The following is a 16709-nucleotide window of genomic DNA, read 5'->3' on the forward strand; positions in this document are numbered from 1 at the left end:
GGCAACGCTATGCCCGATCCCGGAAAAGACGGGAGCAGGCCCTTATACCGGCTCCATCACGCATTGCAGGGGATGCTGCCTGGCGCGGGCGTACTGGGCGACCTGGGCGATGCGGGTCGCGGCGACGTCGCGCGGATACACGCCGCACACGCCGCGCCCTTCGTGATGGACCTGCAGCATGATGCGGGTAGCCTCTTCGTGGCTCTTGCCGAAGAATTTCTGCAGGACCTTCACGACGAACTCCATCGGGGTGTAGTCGTCGTTCAGCAGCACGACTTGGTACATCGGAGGCGGCGCGGTGCGCGCGGGTGCCTTCTCGACAACCTGATCATGATGGATATCGGTAGAACTCATAGGGCGGCTATTCTAGTTAAACGGTGCATCGCGATCGCTGCAATTACGCAAAATTACAAACAGACATGCGTAGTTTCCATACTTGACGTGACAAAGAAAAGCGGCGCATTATCAGCGCATTCCGGATGCTTGCAAATCGCTGTGGCCGCACCGGACGCCTGGGAGGGAAGGGGCATATATGCCCTTCTATCAACATACGATTCAATGAGGCAGTCCGCATGTCTGATACGACCGCTACTACTGTCCAAGGGGACAATCCAAAATCGACGGGCACCGTCAAATGGTTCAACGACGCCAAGGGCTTCGGGTTCATCACGCCCGATGACGGCGGAGAAGACCTGTTCGCGCATTTCTCGTCCATACAAATGAATGGCTTCAAGACACTGAAGGAGGGGCAGAAAGTCTCGTTCGAGATCATTCAGGGTCCCAAAGGCAAGCAGGCTCTCAATATTACGTCGGCCTGACCGGGGCGCGTCGGCCGGCCAGACCGGGTTGGGCCACGTTGGCACGCCCAGGTTGACCGACCGAAGCGGCTCAATCCAGGCAAGCCTACACGCCGGCGCAGGCCGCCGGTATCATGCGGGGCGGGGAAAACATCCCCGCCTTTTTTGTTGTCCGCATTTTGCGGGCCTGCTACTGTCCGGCGTTGCCGATTGCCGGCATTTTCGAGCGATGAATGGGCCACCGCCCTTTCGGCTTAATCCATATTTTCTTTTTCTCGTCCTTTATTTTCCGTCGTTTCGCTTCCCCATGCCGACCTCTCGCGCACGCCGCACGCCATACCATGCCGTTATTCGCCTCGTCGCTCTTTTCACGCTGGCCGCGGCGCCCTTGCTGCCGGCCGCCGCGCAGGGCCCCGGCGAAGGGCGCGCCCAGGACAAGCTGCCGGTCACGCAATTGTCCACCGGTATCCACGTCGTCCATGCCGAAGTCGCGAACGAACCCGAAGAACGGCGTGTGGGCCTGATGTACCGGACCGAACTGCCGGGCAACGACGGCATGCTGTTCGTGTTCGAGGCGCCCGACCTGCAGTGCTTCTGGATGCGCAACACGCTGCTGCCGCTGTCCGTGGCCTTCATTTCGGACGACGGCACGATCGTCAACATCGAAGACATGGCGCCGCGCACCGAAACCCCCCACTGCAGCCGCAAGCCCGTACGCTACGTGCTCGAGATGGCCCAGGGCTGGTTCGCCGAACGCGGCATCAAGGCCGGCGCGAAGTTCGACGGGCTGCCCTGACGAGCGTCAGTGGCAGCAGCTGCGCGCGACGGGGCGAGCCGTGGGCCGCGCACCCATGAAATAGGGAGCCCGAGGGCTCCCTATTTTGCAATCCGCGGCGGTTCGCCGGTCAGACGCGTTCGATCACCAGTGCGATGCCCTGCCCCACGCCTATGCACATGGTGCACAGTGCGTAGCGGCCGCCGGCGCGATGCAGCTGGTTGACGGCGGTGGTGACCAGCCGCGCACCGCTGGCCCCCAGCGGGTGGCCCAGCGCGATGGCGCCGCCATTCGGGTTGACGCGCGCGTCGTCATCGGCGATGCCCAGTTGGCGCAGCACGGCCAGGCCCTGCGCGGCAAAGGCTTCGTTCAATTCGATGACGTCCATCTGCTCCAGCGTCAGGCCGGTCTGCGCCAGCACCTTGCGGGTGGCGGGAGCGGGGCCGATACCCATGATGCGCGGCGCGACGCCGGCGGTGGCCATGCCTACCACGCGGGCCCGCGGGGTCAGGCCATGGCGCGCGGCGCTCTGCTCGTCGGCCAGCAGCAGCGCGGCCGCGCCGTCGTTCACGCCCGAGGCATTGCCGGCCGTGACCGTGCCGCCCTCGCGCACCACGCCCTTGAGCTTGGCGAGCGCTTCCAGACTGGTTTCGCGCGGATGCTCGTCCTTGGATACGACGATCGGCTCGCCCTTCTTCTGGGCGATCGAGACGGGAGTGATCTCGGCATCGAAGAAGCCGGACTGCTGGGCGCGGACGGTCTTCATCTGGCTGGCCAGCGCAAACTTGTCCTGGTCCTCGCGATTGACGCCGAAATCATCGGCCACGTTCTCGGCGGTTTCGGGCATCGAGTCCACGCCATATTGGGCCTTCATCAGCTTGTTGACGAAGCGCCAGCCGATGGTGGTGTCGTAGATGGCCGCGTCGCGCGCGTAGGCCGTGTTCGCCTTGCCCATGACGAAGGGCGCGCGGCTCATGCTCTCGACCCCGCCCGCCAGCATCAGGCGGGCCTCGCCCGCGCGAATGGCGCGCGCGGCGCTGCCGACCGCGTCCAGGCCCGAGCCGCACAGGCGGTTGAGCGTGGCGCCGGGCACTTCGACGGGCAGGCCGGCCAGCAGCGTGGCCATGCGCGCGACGTTGCGGTTGTCCTCGCCGGCCTGATTGGCGCAGCCGTACAGCGTGTCGTCGAGCTCGTCCCACTGCACCCCGGGATTGCGCGCCATCAGCGCCTTGATGGGAATTGCGGCCAGGTCGTCGGTACGCACCGAGGCCAGCGAGCCGCCATATCGGCCGAAGGGAGTGCGGATGGCGTCGCAGATGAAGGCATGCACAGTCATGGGAAGCTCGTCTCGTCGTCTAGGAAGAATTGTTGACCCGTCGATGTTATCGCAGGGCCTTGCCGGACGCCGCAAAGGGCCTCTAAATGTCCATTGTACGGACGAATAATTCGTACGCAGAATGGACACAGGCGTTCTGGCGCACGCCCCCTTCCGCCCAAAACAAAGCCCTCCACCAGGGAGGGCTCGTACGTGCGGCATGCCGGCCGCGAGCCGGCTTGCGGCGGCGATCAGCCGAAATTCTTGGCGGCGAATTCCCAGTTGACCAGCGCCCAGAAGTTTTCCAGGTACTTGGGACGCGCGTTGCGGTAGTCGATGTAGTAGGCGTGCTCCCACACGTCACAGGTCAGCAGGGCGACGTCGGAGGTGGTGAGCGGCGTGGCGGCGTTGCTGGTGTTGACGATGTCCACCGAGCCGTCGGCCTTCTTCACCAGCCAGGTCCAGCCCGAACCGAAGTTGCCGGCGGCGGACTTGTTGAAGGCTTCCTTGAAGGCGTCGAAGCTGCCCCATTTGGCGGTGATGGCGTCGGCCAGCTTGCCGGTGGGCTCGCCGCCGCCCTTGGGCGACAGGCTGTTCCAATAGAAGGTGTGGTTCCAGACCTGCGCCGCGTTGTTGAACACGCCGCCCGACGACTTCTTGACGATGTCTTCCAGCGAAGCGTTTTCGAATTCGGTGCCCGGAATCAGGTTGTTCAGGTTGGTGACATACGTCTGGTGATGCTTGCCGTAGTGAAACTCCAGCGTCTCTTTCGAGATGTGCGGCGCCAGCGCGTCGAGCTCGTAAGGCAGGGGAGGAAGAGTATGTGCCATGTGTCGGTTCCTTCTTTGTTGGGTATACGCGATCAAGCCACTGCATTGTATCGGCTGTTTCCGGGCCCACCCGCTTTAACCCGGCAGCCGCGCGGGGTTAACGGCGGCCGCGGCATGCCGCGCGCGGCTGGTCACGCGTCGGGCTTGCGGACCTGCGCCACGTCCACCGCGGCGCCGCCATGCGCCAGGCTGAGCTCCAGGCGCTGGCCCACGGCAAGCTGCGCCGCGTCTCGCACGATGGCGCCTTCGGCATCGCGCACGATGGCGTAGCCGCGCGCCAGGGTGTTGTGCGGATCGAAGGCGCGCAACTGCCCCGTGGCGCCGGCCAGGCTGCTGTGGCGCGCCGCCAGCAGCCGCGCATGAGCACGCCGCAGATACTCGACCAGCGCCTGCACGCGCTGCTGCGCAGGCGCGACGCGCGGCGCGCGATGCGCCAGCCTCTGCATCAGCAGCTCGACCCGCGCGCCGCGCCGCGCCTGCGGGGCGCGCCATGCGGCCAGCAGGCGATGCCGCAGCGACGCCAGGCGCTCGCGCTGATGCGCCAGCCGCTGGGCCGGCGACACCAGGCAGGCCGCCGCGCGGTCCAGGCGCTGGGCGGCCTGATCGAGCCGGCGGCGCTGCGCACGCGCCAGCGCTCCCGCGGCGTGGTCCGCGGCGCGCAGCAGTTCCGAGCGCGGCACGCATGCCAGCTCCGCGGCCGCGGTAGGCGTGGGGGCACGCAGGTCGGCGACGAAGTCGACGATGGTGAAATCGGTTTCGTGCCCCACCCCGCTGATCACCGGGATGTGGCTGGCCGCCACCTGGCGCGCCAGCGCCTCGTCGTTGAAACTCCACAGGTCTTCGATGCTGCCGCCGCCCCGTACCAGCAACAGAGTGTCGACCTCGGCGCGCGCGTTGGCCAGCGCCACCTGCGCCGCCAGGCGCGGCGCCGCGTCGGCGCCCTGAACGGGCGCGGGGTAGATGATGACGGGCACTTGCGGCGCGCGCCGCGCCAGCGCGGAGAGCACGTCGCGCAGCGCGGCCGCGTGCAGCGAGGTGATCACGCCGATGGCGCGCGGCAGGCGGACCGGATCGCGCTTGCGCGCGGGATCGAACAGGCCCTCGTCAGCCAACTGCGTCTTCAGCCGCAGGAAGGCCTCGTACAGGTTCCCCACCCCGGCTCGGCGCATGCCGTCGGCCTGCAGCTGGAAATCGCCGCGAGCCTCGTAGAGCGACACGCGCGCCCGGATCTCGACCTGGTCCCCCGGCCGCGGCACGAAGCCCACCAGGCTCGCGCGGCTGCGGAACATCACGACGCGCACCGCGGCGCGACTGTCCTTCAGCGTGAAATACCAGTGGCCGGACGCGGCCTGCGTGAAATTGGAAACTTCGCCGCGCACCCACAGGGCGGGGATGGTGCGCTCCAGCAATTGGCTTACAGCCTGGTTGAGCTGGGCAACCGTGAGGATATCCCGCGCGAATACGTCGTTTGTGACGGAGAATCCAGTTGTCATGAGGCTTTCCGGGCAGGTATATGTCCACAGGCCGCATGGAGCGGGCGTGCATGATACCGCAAACCCGCCTGAAGCCCCTCGCAGCCCGGAGAGCCAGCAAATTCGGTGCAAGCCCCTGTTTTATATAAATAAATCATAGAGCCCCATATATCGGCCGGAACCCCGACCCAGCCCGAAGCCAACGCAGGAACGGCTTGCGGCGAAGTTCTACACAGAATTATCCACATTTTCTGTGGATATTTTGGCTGGCTTGCCAGGGGCCAGGCGCGCCGTTACAGTCTCGGCCAGGAGTCGCGGGCGAGCCCTTTCCCCGCCCTACTTCGTCCGGAGTACGCCGTCTTGTTAGCCATCATCCATGCCGCGGGCTGGCCCATCTGGCCGCTGCTCGCCACGTCCGTGCTCGGCCTGGCCCTCATCGTCGAGCGCCTGCTGTCGCTGCGCCGTGGACTGGTGCTGCCGCGCGGGCTGACCGAACAGGTGGCGGAAATGCTGCGCACCCGCCAGGACACCCCCGACGCGATTTCCCGGCTCGAGCGCAACTCGCCGCTGGGCCGGGTGCTGGCCGAGGTGCTGCGCCAGCGCCACCTGCCGCGTACCGAACTGCGCGCGGCGGTCGAGGACACCGGCCGCGCCGTCGCCCACGACCTGAACCGCTACATCTCCGCCATCGGCACCATTGCCGTCGTGGCGCCCCTGATGGGCTTGTTCGGCACCGTGGTGGGTATGATCGAGATCTTCGGCGCCTATGCTCCCGATGCCAGCGATCCGGCCCAGCTCGCCCATGGCATCTCCATCGCCCTGTACAACACCGGATTCGGCATCCTCATCGCCATTCCCGCCATGATCGCGCACCGCTGGCTGCGGGCCCGCGTCGACGGGTATCTGGCCACCATGGAGCAGATGGCCGGCCGCCTGGCTCGCCACGTCGGGGCCGAACCGCATGCCACGGAGCCGCGTTCCGGCGAATACCGCGCCGTGGAACCCCGGGCAGGGGGACCCCGCGCATGAACTTCCGCGGACGCGATGCGGGGCGCGATGAGCTGGACATCAACCTGATCCCGCTCATCGACGTGTTGCTGGTGATCCTCATTTTCCTGGCCGCCACCACCTCGTTCGCGCGCTATACGCAGCTGAAAGTCGTGTTGCCGCAGGCCGCTGCCGAACAAGAGGCGCCCGCCGCCCTCGAGGTGGCGGTCAGCCAGGACGGCCACTACGCCCTCAACGGCACGCTGCTGGACGCCGTGTCGCCGCCCGACATCGCCGCGGCCCTGGCCCACGCCTCGCAGGGCCGGCCCGACGCGGTGCTGGTGATCAACGCCGACGCCCAGGCCACCCACCAGTCCGTGGTCAATGTCATGGAAGCCGCGCGGCAGGCGGGCATCGGCCGCGTCAACTTCGCAGCCCAGACCGCGCGGTGACCGCTCCATCCCCCCTGCTGGCCTTCCTGCACCGGCAATGGCGGCACGGCGGCTGGCTGTCGACCCTGCTCGCGCCGCTGTCCGCCGTCACCGCGCTGGCCGTGCGCCACAAGCGCGCCGCGTATCGCGACGGCCGGCGCCAAGCCTGGCGGGCTCCCGTGCCGGTGGTGGTGGTGGGCAACCTGTACGTGGGCGGCACGGGCAAGACGCCGGTCGTGATCGCGGCGGTGGAAGGCCTCCGCGCGCATGGCTGGACGCCAGGCGTGGTCAGCCGCGGCTATGGCGTCGACGTGGGCGGGGCGCCGCGCGTCGGCCAGGGTGAGCTGGCGCCTGCCGAGTTCGGCGACGAACCGGCCCTGATCGCGCGGGCGTCAGGCGCTGCGGTGGCGGTGCATCCAAAACGCGCCCTGGCCGCGCAGGCGCTGCTGCGCGAGTTCCCGCAGGTCGACGTGATCGTCTCCGACGATGGGCTGCAGCACCTGCAGCTGGCACGGGACGTGGAAATCGTCGTGCAGGACGAGCGCGGCGTGGGCAACGGCCGGCTGCTGCCCGCAGGCCCGCTGCGCGAACCCGCGGCGCGGCTGGACGAAGTGGACGCAATCGTCACGAACGTGCACCGCCTCGACGGCGCACACGCCGGCACGCCGAACGCCGACACGCCGCGCCGCTTCCAGATGCGTCTCGAGCCGACCGGCGCCCGACGCCTGATCGACGGCGCGCACCAGCCGCTGTCGTGGTTCGCCCAGGCGCCTCGAACCGGGCGGGTCGCGGCAGCTGCGGGCATCGGCAACCCCCAGCGCTTCTTTCAGACCCTGCGCGATGCGGGCATCGCGCCGGCCACCGAACTGCCGCTGCCCGATCACTACGACTATGCCCGTTCGCCCTTCGTCGCGATGCCGGGCGAACACATCCTGATCACCCCCAAAGACGCCATCAAATGCGCCGGCCTGGAAGAACCTCGGTTGTGGGAGGTGCATGTGGCAGCGCATTTCAGCGGCGACTTCGCCGGCTGGCTGGCGACGACGCTGCGTTCGGCGCGCACACAGCCGGGAAAGTCCGCGTAGACGCGTCACTGCGCAGCCCTTCGAGCTCACATTGCAGGCCGCAAGCCGCGCAGGTCACGGCGAGGCCCGCGACTTTTCCACTACAGCACACGGGCGGCCCGAGGGACCGCGTTCTGTTCTAGAATTCCGGCATGGAATCCCGCCTGCTCGACATCCTCGTCTGCCCCTTGTGCAAGGGTCGACTCGAATTCGACCGCCCGCACGCCGAACTGATATGCAAGGCAGACCGCCTGGCCTTCCCCGTGCGCGACGGCATCCCCGTCATGCTCGAATCCGAGGCCCGCGACCTGGACCCCGCCCCCGCCCCTCCGGCTGCGCCATGAGGGTGCCGAGCCGCCTCAAGGGCGAGTACCGATGAGCTTCGTGGCCCTCATCCCAGCCCGCGCCGCTTCCACTCGCCTGCCCGACAAACCCCTGGCCGACATCGCCGGCAAGCCCATGGTGGTGCGCGTGGCCGAGCGCGCCGCGCAATCCGGCGCATCGGCCGTTCACGTCGCCACCGACGACGACCGCGTGCGCCAGGCCGCGCAGTCGCATGGCTATTCGGCCCTGCTGACCCGCGCAGACCACGCCACCGGCACCGACCGGCTGGCCGAGGCGGTACAGCAGCTCGGTTTGCCCGACGACGCCGTGGTCGTCAACGTCCAGGGCGACGAGCCGCTGATCGAACCCGAACTGATCGACGCCGTGGCTGCCAAGCTGCTGGCTGCCCCGCGGGCCGACATCGCCACCTGCGCCTGCCCGCTGGCCGATGCCGAAGCGCTGTTCAATCCCAACGTCGTCAAGGTCGTATGCGGCGCCGACGACGGTGCGCTGTATTTCTCGCGCGCGCCGATACCCTGGGCGCGCGATGCGCTGGCTGGCGGCGAGCGCCTGCTGGCCCCCGGCCTGCCGGCCCTGCACCACATCGGCCTGTATGCCTACCGGGTGTCCTTCCTGCGCCGCTTTCCGGCGCTGCCGCAAGGGCCGCTCGAGCGCTTCGAATCGCTGGAACAACTGCGCGCGCTCGAGCACGGCCACGCCATCGTGGTGCACCGCGCCGCGCAGGCGCCGGCGGCGGGCGTCGATACGCCCGCCGACCTCGCCCGCGTGCGGGCGTGGTACGCAAATCGGTTATAAGATTTCTTCCGTCTCGCGATCCGGCAGCGGATGCTGCATTGCGGCATAATCGCCCCCGACCACAAAAACTAAACTCTCTTCAGGAGCAACTATGCGTCTCATCCTGCTCGGACCGCCCGGCGCCGGCAAAGGTACCCAGGCCGCCTTTCTGACCCAGCACTACGGCATTCCGCAGATTTCCACTGGCGACATGCTGCGCGCGGCCGTGAAGGCCGGCACCCCGCTGGGCATCGAGGCCAAGAAGGTCATGGACGCGGGGGGCCTGGTATCGGATGACATCATCATCGGCCTGGTGCAAGACCGGCTCAAGCAGGACGACTGCGCCAAGGGATACCTGTTCGACGGCTTTCCCCGCACCATTCCGCAGGCCGACGCGCTCAAGAGCGCGGGCGTCAAGCTCGACTACGTGGTCGAGATCGAGGTGCCCGACGCCGACATCATCGAACGCATGAGCGGCCGCCGCGTACACCAGCCCAGCGGCCGCAGCTACCACGTCCGCTTCAACCCGCCCAAGGTCGAAGGCAAGGACGACGTCACCGGCGAAGCGCTGGTGCAGCGCGACGACGACCGCGAGGAAACCGTGCGCCACCGCCTGTCGGTCTACCAGCAGCAGACCCGGCCGCTGGTCGATTACTACGCCGGCTGGGCTCGGCAGGACGCCGACCAGGCGCCGAAGTACCGCAAGATCTCGGGCGTGGGCGCGGTCGACGAAATCAAGGCCCGCCTGGCGCAGGCCCTGCAAAGCTGATCGACCGACCGGCCGCCGCCATGGCGGCCGGAACGCATACAGTCCCACATCGAGAGAGCACACATGGAAATCGCGAACAAGGTATTCATCGTGACGGGCGGCGCATCGGGCCTGGGCGCCGGCACCGTGCGCATGCTGACCGAGCATGGCGCCAAGGTCGTCATCGCCGACCTGCAGGACGAGCCGGGCCAGAAGCTTGCCGAGGAACTCGGCCAACGCTACGTGCACTGCGACGTCACCCAGGAAGCGGACGGCCAGCGCGTGGTGGCCGAGGCCAAGTCGCTGGGCAAGCTGTTCGGCCTGGTCAATTGCGCGGGCGTCGCGCCGGCGGCCAAGATCGTCGGCAAGAACGGCGCCCACCCGCTGGACCTCTTCCAGAAGGTGGTGTCGATCAACCTGATCGGCAGCTTCAACATGATGCGCCTGGCCGCCGAGGCCATGAGCGCCAACGACCCCGAGCCCACCGGCGAGCGCGGCGTGCTGATCAACACGGCCTCCGTGGCCGCGTTCGACGGCCAGATCGGCCAAGCGGCCTATGCGGCCTCGAAGGCAGGCGTGGCCGGCATGACGCTGCCCATCGCGCGCGACCTGGCCAAGACCGGCATCCGCTGCATGACCATCGCCCCCGGCATCTTCGGCACCCCGATGATCTTCGGCATGCCCCAGGAAGTGCAGGATTCGCTGGCCGCCAGCATCCCCTTCCCTGCCCGCCTGGGCCGCCCCGAAGACTACGCCAAGCTGGTGTACAGCATCGTCACCAACGAGATGCTGAACGGCGAGACGATCCGCCTGGACGGCGCGATCCGCATGCCGCCGAAGTAAACGGAAAGCCGCGGCGCCTGCCGCCGCGCAGCTCGATACCCGGCGGCCGCGGCCGCCGCGCCCTCCAAGAAAATCCGCATGGCTTTGCTCAGATCGGCCGCCACCGTCAGCGGCTTCACGCTGCTGTCGCGCATCACCGGCCTGGCGCGCGACATCCTGATCGCGCGCGCGTTCGGCGCCGGTCCGCTCACCGACGCATTCTGGGTCGCCTTCCGCATTCCCAATCTGCTGCGCCGCCTGTTCGCCGAAGGCGCCTTCTCGCAGGCTTTCGTGCCCATCCTGGGCGCGGCGCGCAACGATCGCGGCGACGACGAGGTGCGCGCACTGCTGGACCGTGTCGCGGTGCTGCTGACCGCGGCCCTGATGCTGCTGACGATGGTGGGCATCCTGGCCGCCCCCTTCGTGGTCACGCTGATGGCCAGCGGCCTGCGCGACCCCGGGCGCGGCGGCGAGTTCGCCAGCGCGGTCGTGATGACGCGCATCATGTTTCCGTACATCCTCTGCATGTCGCTGATCGCCTTCGCGTCCGGCGTGCTCAACACATGGCGGCGCTTCGCCGTGCCCGCCTTCACCCCGGTGCTGCTCAACCTGTGCATGATCGCCGCCTGCATCGGGTTGTCGCCGCGTCTGGAAACGCCGATCTACGGTCTGGCCATCGGCGTCATGGCGGGAGGCGTGGCGCAACTGGCGGTGCAGTGGATCGCGCTGGCGCGCCTGGGCATGGCGCCGCGTCCGTCGGCCAGCCCCGCCACCGCCTGGCGCGACCCGACCGTGCAGCGCATCCTGAAGCAGATGGCGCCCGCCACCCTGGGCGTCTCGGTGGCGCAGATCTCGCTGCTGATCAACACCAACATCGCCACCTGGCTGACGCCGGGCAGCGTCACGTGGCTGTCCTTCGCCGACCGGCTGATGGAGTTTCCCACCGCGCTGCTGGGCGTGGCGCTGGGCACGGTGCTGCTGCCCAGCCTGTCCGCGGCGCACGCGCGCTCGGACCAGGCCGCTTACAGCGGCCTGCTCGACTGGGGCTTGCGCCTGGTGCTGTTGCTGGGCCTGCCGGCCAGCCTGGGCATGATGCTGCTGTCCGATGGCCTCGTGGCCACGCTGTTTCACTACGGCGCCTTCGAGGCACGGGACGTGCAACAGACCCGCGTGGCGGTCGTGGCGTATTCGGTGGGCCTCATCGGCCTGCTGGCGGTGAAGATCCTGGCGCCTGGCTTCTATGCGCGGCAGGACATCCGCACGCCGGTGAAGATCGCCGTCATGGTCCTGGTGCTGACCCAGTTGCTGAACGCCGTGCTGGTGCCCGTGCTGGCGCATGCCGGCCTGGCCCTGGCCATCGGGCTGGGCGCCTGCATCAACGCCGGATCGCTTCTGTTCGGGCTGCGCCGGCGCGGCATCTACCGCCCCGCCGCGGGCTGGGGCGTCTTTCTGCTGCGCGTGGTGCCCGCGCTGGCCGCGCTGGGCGCGGTACTGCTTTACGCGGACGCGCGCATCGACTGGGTCGGCCTGCAGACGGAGCCCGCACTGCGCGGTCTGTATCTGTTTGGCGTACTGGCGGCCAGCGGATTGGCCTATTTTGGCGGACTGTTTGCCTGCGGCTTTCGTCCCCGCGACTTCGGCCGTCGCGCCATCCGCGCCTAAATACCCGACTTTTTCGCCTTTTCTGTCCGATATAAAGCCAAAACTCTTTGGCGGGGTCGACAATTGACGTTTCTTTAAGGTAAATTTTCGTAAAGATCCGTATTGTCTAACCATCTGCGGAAACGCAGGCCGACTTCGCCGAAACCGCCATCTTGCAGTTTGCAACCCAGGTACCCATAGGGCCTAGCGTGGAACCCGACTTGAACGCTGCCCCCCAGCCGCCTTTGTCCGACCAGGTCGTGACATGGCTGGTGCTGCTGCGGTCGGGGCGCGCCACGCCCAAGGATTACGCCAACTTCCTGGCTTGGCGCGATGCTCACCCGCAGCACGAGAACGCCTGGCAGCAACTCACCGGGGTGCTGGGCGGCCCCACGGCGGGCCGCCTCAGCGACGCCTATCCGTCGGGCTACACGGGCCAGGCCGAGCCGCCGGTACCCGACAGCGCCCTTCCCGCACTGGCGGCCGCCAGCGCCGGAGTCTCCCTCGGCCGCCGCCATTTCCTCACCGGCGCGCTGGCCGTGGGCGGCGGGCTGGCCGCCGCGGCTTATGTGGGCAACGCCTACTACCCCATTAACGGTCTCGCCTCCGACGCGGCCACGCAAACCGGCGAACGCCGCCGCTACCTGTTGGCCGACGGCAGCCAGCTGCTGCTGGACGCCCGCAGCCGCGTCGATCTCGAGTACACGGCCACGTATCGCATGCTGCACCTGCGCGAGGGGGCCATCTCGGTGAACGTGCAGGCTGATCCCAACCGGCCCTTTCTGGTGCGCACCGCCGAAGGCGTCGTGCGCTCGCTGGGCACCCACTACATGGTGCGCCAGCAGGCCCGCCGCACGCTGGTCGTGGTGCACCAGAACGACGTCGAGATCGAAACCCGCTCCGGCGCCCGCGCGCTGGTGCCCGCCGGCACGGGCACCCGCTTCGACGACGCCCGTATCGGCTTGCCGCGCACCGAATTGGTCTCGGACGCGGCCTGGGAAAACGGCTGGATCGAGGCGCACGACCGCCCTCTGGCCGAGGTGGTGGCATCCCTGCGGCCGTATCGCCAGGGTACGCTGCGCGTGTCCATGGCCGCCGGCGGCCTGCCGGTGCGCGGCACCTACCCGCTGGACGACTCCGACGCCGCGCTGCGCGCGCTCGAGAACAGCATGCCCATCAAGGTGTCGCGCGTCACCCCGTGGTTCGTGTCCATCAACGTACTCAGCGCCTGAGGCACGGCCTGCCGGGCTGCGGCCCGGACGCCACGCATATCCACCACAAAGCTGTTTCCCTTGCAATCGCAGGCCAAGCTGATACAATGTTGGACTTTGCCGAATTTACAGGCCAGCTGCGGTATATAGCGGAATTACTCTGCTGGAATACCCGGCTGAAAGCTTAAGCGACGGCGCAAAGGCGGGCTGCGAAAGGCAGGCTCGCTACGTGGGATAACCGTGTGGATAACTACGTGGATGTCTTTCGTACAGGCGCCCAGGCTTGAGTCGCTGCACCAATAATCGAATCCGGGCCAGACCCTGTCGTCGAAACCGTCGACGGGTCGCCGGGACAGACCCAGTCATCAAGTAAGAGTCCTATTCCTTATGGCCAATACCGCCCAAGCCCGCAAGCGCGCCCGTCAGTCGGTCGAACGCAACAAGCACAACTCCAGCCTGCGCTCGATGCTGCGCACCGCCATCAAGCGCGTTCGCCAGTCCATCGCCACCGGCGACAAGGCTGCCGCCGCGGAAACGCTGCAAAAGGCCACCAGCATCATCGACCGCGTGGCTGACAAGAACATCATCCACAAGAACAAGGCCGCTCGCCACAAGAGCCGCCTGTCGGCTGCCGTCAAGGCGCTGGCCTGATAGTGCCTCGCGGGCCCGCGCCACGCAGCCCGCTACAACGTCCGGCACCGCGCAATGCGGCGCCGTAGCCCTGCCTGCCTCGCATCGAAGCCGCCCTGCGCGCCGCGCGATCGCGATGTCCGGCCAGTGAAAAGGATGCCCCAGGGCATCCTTTTTGCGTTGGGTGCACGCCACTTGGCCGCCAGGCGGCGGTCAGCGGGTCAGCTGGGAAACGCCTGGCGCAGCCCGAATACGGCCTGTTTGAACGCGCCCAGGTCGGTGCCCACGGCCACGAACTGGATCCCCATGTCCAGGTAGCGCTGCGCGTCGGCCGGCACCGGAGCCAGGATGCCCACCGCCTTGCCCTGCGCCGACACACGCCGGTACAGATGGGCAATGGTCTCCTGCACCTCGGGATGGCCGGGATTGCCCAGGTGGCCCAGCGCGGCGGCCAGGTCCGAAGGGCCGATGAATATGCCGTCCACTCCTTCCACCGCCGTGATCGCGTCCACCGCCTCCACGCCGGGGCGGCTTTCGATCTGCAGCAGCACGCAGATGTTGTCGTTCACCTCGCGCAGATACTCGGGCACGGTGCCATAGCGGTTGCTGCGCTGCAGGCCAGCCACGCCGCGCATGCCCGCAGGCGGATAGCGCGTGGCCGCCACGGCGCGCCGTGCGTCCTCGGCCGATTCGATGAAGGGAATGAGCAGGTTGTAGAAGCCGATGTCCAACAGCCGCTTGATCTCGACGGGATCGTTCCACGTTGGCCGGCCCACCGCGGCGCTCTGGCTGCCCTGCAGGGCCTGCAACTGGTGCACGAACAGCGGCACGTCATTGGGCGAATGCTCGCCATCCAGCAGCAGCCAGTCGAAGCCGGCCAGGCCGGCCAGTTCGGTGGTGATGTGGCTCGTCATGCTGAGCCAGAAGCCGACCTGGCGGTCGCGCGCCAGGATGCGCTGGCGGAAGCGGTTGGGTATGGGTGAGGTCATGGAAAGACTAGCTCCTGGCAAAACGATCTGAAGGCGGGACGCACGCGCGCAATGCGCGGCGGGAATCAGTGAATCTCGGGTTCGCCGGCCGGCTGCTGCGACCCGCGGGTCTGCAGGAAATCGAAATCGCAGCCGGTGTCGGCCTGCCCCACGTGCTTCAGGTACAGCACCCCGAAGCCTCGTTCGAAGCGCGGCGGCGATGGCTGCCAGGCGGCACGGCGCGCCGCCATCTCTTCGTCGGAGATGAGCAGATCGAGGCGGCGCGCCGGCACGTCCAGGGCGATGCGGTCGCCCGAACGCACCAGCGCCAGCGGGCCGCCCACATACGATTCGGGCGCCACATGCAGCACACAGGCCCCGTAGCTCGTGCCGCTCATGCGCGCATCCGAGATCCGCACCATGTCGCGCACGCCCTGCTTCAACAGCTTCTGCGGGATCGGCAGCTGGCCCCATTCCGGCATGCCCGGCGCGCCCTGCGGTCCCGCGTTCTGCAACACGATCACGCTGTCGGCGTCGATGTCCAGATCCGCGTCGTCGATACGCGCGGCCATGTCGTTGTAGTCGTGGAACACCACCGCGCGGCCCGTATGCCGCTGCAGCCGCGCCTCCATGGCGGGCGGCTTGATCACCGCGCCGTCCGGCGCCAGGTTGCCGCGCAGCACGGCCAGCCCGTCGCGTTCGACCAGCGCCTGTTCGCGCGATCGGATCACGTCGTCGTTGAAGACCCGCGCGCCCGCGATGTTCTCGCCCAGCGTGCGTCCGTCCACGGTTTGCTGCGAGGCATCGAGCAGGTCGCCCATCTGCGCCAGCAGCGCGCGCAGGCCGCCCGCGTAGTAGAAGTCTTCCATCAGGTACTTGCCGGCCGGCCGCAGGTTGGCCAGCACCGGCGTCGTGCGCGCCAGGCGATCGAAGCGTTCCAGGTCCAGCGCGTGGCCCGCGCGACGCGCCATGGCGATCAGGTGCACCACGGCATTGGTCGAGCCCGACAACGCCAGCACCGTGCGCACCGCATTGTCGAACGAGGCGGCGGTCAGGAAGTCGCTGGGCTTCAGGTCTTCCCAGACCATGTCGACGATGCGCTTGCCGGACAGGCTCGCCATCTGCGCATGGCGCGAGTCGGGCGCGGGAATCGACGAATAGCCCGACAGGCACAGCCCCAGCGCCTCGACGGCGGCCGTCATGGTCGAGGCCGTGCCCATCGTCATGCAGTGCCCGGGCGAGCGCGCGATGCCGTCCTCCACGCCCTGCCAGTCGGCCTCGGTAATGTTGCCTGCGCGCAGTTCGGCCCAGTACTTCCACGTGTCGGAGCCCGAGCCCAGCGTGTTGCCGTTCCAGTTGCCGCGCAGCATGGGGCCGGCCGGCACGAACAGCGTCGGCAGGTCCATGGACAGCGCGCCCATGATCAGCGCGGGCGTGGTCTTGTCACAGCCGCCCATCAGCACGCAGCCGTCAGCGGGATAAGAGCGCAGCAGCTCTTCGGTCTCCATGGCCAGCAGATTGCGATACAGCATCGTGGTGGGCTTCTGGAAGGGCTCGGACAGGCTCATGGCCGGCATCTCCACCGGGAAGCCGCCGGCCTGCCAGATGCCGCGCCTCACCTCCTCCACGCGCTGCTTGAAGTGGCTGTGGCAGGGATTGATGTCGCTCCAGGTGTTGATGATGGCGATCACCGGCTTGCCGGCGTAGTCGGAACGGTGATAGCCCATCTGCGCCGTGCGCGAGCGATGGCCGAAGGCGCGCAGGTCCTGCACGCCGTACCAGCGGTGGCTGCGCAGTTCCTCGGGCAGTTTGCGTTTGCGGGAAGTGGTCATGTCTCGTTGTCCTTGTATGGCGTGTGGGGCCGGCGCGCGGCTTCGCGACGGAGCGCGGCGTATGGGG

The 16709-nt window shown here is 67.9% G+C and carries 18 protein-coding genes; 12 read left to right on the forward strand and 6 right to left on the reverse strand.

The window, feature by feature from the left end:
- Nucleotides 1-42: 42 nt before the first annotated feature.
- Nucleotides 43-354: an ATP-dependent Clp protease adapter ClpS gene (gene clpS / locus CAL15_RS14670; RefSeq protein WP_086079276.1), complete on the reverse strand. Its 312-nt coding sequence runs from the start codon at nt 352-354 to the stop codon at nt 43-45.
- A 218-nt stretch (nt 355-572) separates the two neighbouring features.
- Here clpS and CAL15_RS14675 point away from each other — a divergent pair, with 218 nt between their 5' ends.
- Together CAL15_RS14675 and CAL15_RS14680 are read left to right on the forward strand one after the other, a co-directional pair.
- Nucleotides 573-818 (forward strand): cold-shock protein, encoded by a 246-nt coding sequence (locus CAL15_RS14675; RefSeq protein WP_086079277.1) that lies wholly within the window; start codon nt 573-575, stop codon nt 816-818.
- Between the two features lie 286 nt (nt 819-1104).
- The gene (locus CAL15_RS14680; RefSeq protein ID WP_086079278.1) at nt 1105-1593 is read left to right on the forward strand and encodes a DUF192 domain-containing protein; all 489 of its coding nucleotides are present in this window, start codon (nt 1105-1107) and stop codon (nt 1591-1593) included.
- A 109-nt stretch (nt 1594-1702) separates the two neighbouring features.
- On the opposite strand, the gene pcaF is transcribed toward CAL15_RS14680, so the two are convergent.
- The 3 genes from pcaF to xseA all read right to left on the reverse strand — a co-directional run bounded on the left by pcaF (nt 1703) and on the right by xseA (nt 5210).
- A complete protein-coding gene (gene pcaF, locus CAL15_RS14685; RefSeq protein WP_086079279.1) occupies nt 1703-2908 on the reverse strand; it encodes a 3-oxoadipyl-CoA thiolase in 1206 nt (401 codons plus the stop codon).
- Between the two features lie 230 nt (nt 2909-3138).
- Nucleotides 3139-3717: a superoxide dismutase [Fe] gene (gene sodB, locus CAL15_RS14690; protein ID WP_086079280.1), complete on the reverse strand. Its 579-nt coding sequence runs from the start codon at nt 3715-3717 to the stop codon at nt 3139-3141.
- Between the two features lie 131 nt (nt 3718-3848).
- A complete protein-coding gene (gene xseA, locus CAL15_RS14695; protein WP_086079281.1) occupies nt 3849-5210 on the reverse strand; it encodes an exodeoxyribonuclease VII large subunit in 1362 nt (453 codons plus the stop codon).
- A gap of 339 nt (nt 5211-5549) precedes the next feature.
- Between xseA and CAL15_RS14700 the strand changes: the two genes are divergently transcribed.
- From CAL15_RS14700 to rpsT, 10 genes are all read left to right on the forward strand, one after another.
- Nucleotides 5550-6218 (forward strand): MotA/TolQ/ExbB proton channel family protein, encoded by a 669-nt coding sequence (locus tag CAL15_RS14700; protein WP_086079282.1) that lies wholly within the window; start codon nt 5550-5552, stop codon nt 6216-6218.
- Entirely contained in the window at nt 6215-6628 is a 414-nt protein-coding gene (locus tag CAL15_RS14705; protein ID WP_086079283.1) for an ExbD/TolR family protein, read from the forward strand. Before CAL15_RS14700 ends, CAL15_RS14705 begins: the two co-directional genes overlap by 4 nt.
- On the forward strand, nt 6625-7692 hold the full coding sequence (gene lpxK / locus CAL15_RS14710) for a tetraacyldisaccharide 4'-kinase (protein WP_086079284.1): 1068 nt from the start codon (nt 6625-6627) through the stop codon (nt 7690-7692). Before CAL15_RS14705 ends, lpxK begins: the two co-directional genes overlap by 4 nt.
- Nucleotides 7693-7823: 131 nt before the next feature.
- Nucleotides 7824-8015 (forward strand): Trm112 family protein, encoded by a 192-nt coding sequence (locus CAL15_RS14715; RefSeq protein WP_086079285.1) that lies wholly within the window; start codon nt 7824-7826, stop codon nt 8013-8015.
- 31 nt (nt 8016-8046) lie between these two features.
- Nucleotides 8047-8811, forward strand: a complete 765-nt coding sequence (gene kdsB, locus CAL15_RS14720; protein WP_086079286.1) for a 3-deoxy-manno-octulosonate cytidylyltransferase — start codon at nt 8047-8049, stop codon at nt 8809-8811.
- A 91-nt stretch (nt 8812-8902) separates the two neighbouring features.
- A complete protein-coding gene (gene adk / locus CAL15_RS14725) occupies nt 8903-9559 on the forward strand; it encodes an adenylate kinase (RefSeq protein WP_086079287.1) in 657 nt (218 codons plus the stop codon).
- 63 nt (nt 9560-9622) lie between these two features.
- Nucleotides 9623-10381, forward strand: a complete 759-nt coding sequence (locus CAL15_RS14730) for a 3-hydroxyacyl-CoA dehydrogenase (protein WP_086079288.1) — start codon at nt 9623-9625, stop codon at nt 10379-10381.
- Between the two features lie 78 nt (nt 10382-10459).
- On the forward strand, nt 10460-12022 hold the full coding sequence (gene murJ, locus CAL15_RS14735; protein WP_086079289.1) for a murein biosynthesis integral membrane protein MurJ: 1563 nt from the start codon (nt 10460-10462) through the stop codon (nt 12020-12022).
- Nucleotides 12023-12222: 200 nt separating this feature from the next.
- Nucleotides 12223-13233 (forward strand): FecR domain-containing protein, encoded by a 1011-nt coding sequence (locus tag CAL15_RS14740; protein WP_086079290.1) that lies wholly within the window; start codon nt 12223-12225, stop codon nt 13231-13233.
- A gap of 366 nt (nt 13234-13599) precedes the next feature.
- The gene (gene rpsT, locus CAL15_RS14745; protein ID WP_086079291.1) at nt 13600-13863 is read left to right on the forward strand and encodes a 30S ribosomal protein S20; all 264 of its coding nucleotides are present in this window, start codon (nt 13600-13602) and stop codon (nt 13861-13863) included.
- 200 nt (nt 13864-14063) lie between these two features.
- Here the strand turns inward: rpsT and garL are convergent, their stop codons facing one another.
- Complete coding sequence (gene garL / locus CAL15_RS14750) at nt 14064-14831, reverse strand: 2-dehydro-3-deoxyglucarate aldolase (protein WP_086079292.1); 768 nt, start codon at nt 14829-14831, stop codon at nt 14064-14066.
- Nucleotides 14832-14896: 65 nt separating this feature from the next.
- A complete protein-coding gene (araD, locus tag CAL15_RS14755; protein WP_086079293.1) occupies nt 14897-16642 on the reverse strand; it encodes an L-arabinonate dehydratase in 1746 nt (581 codons plus the stop codon).
- Nucleotides 16643-16709 lie beyond the last annotated feature (67 nt).

This window comes from Bordetella genomosp. 13, from assembly GCF_002119665.1.
In the GTDB taxonomy this organism is placed as follows: domain Bacteria; phylum Pseudomonadota; class Gammaproteobacteria; order Burkholderiales; family Burkholderiaceae_B; genus Bordetella.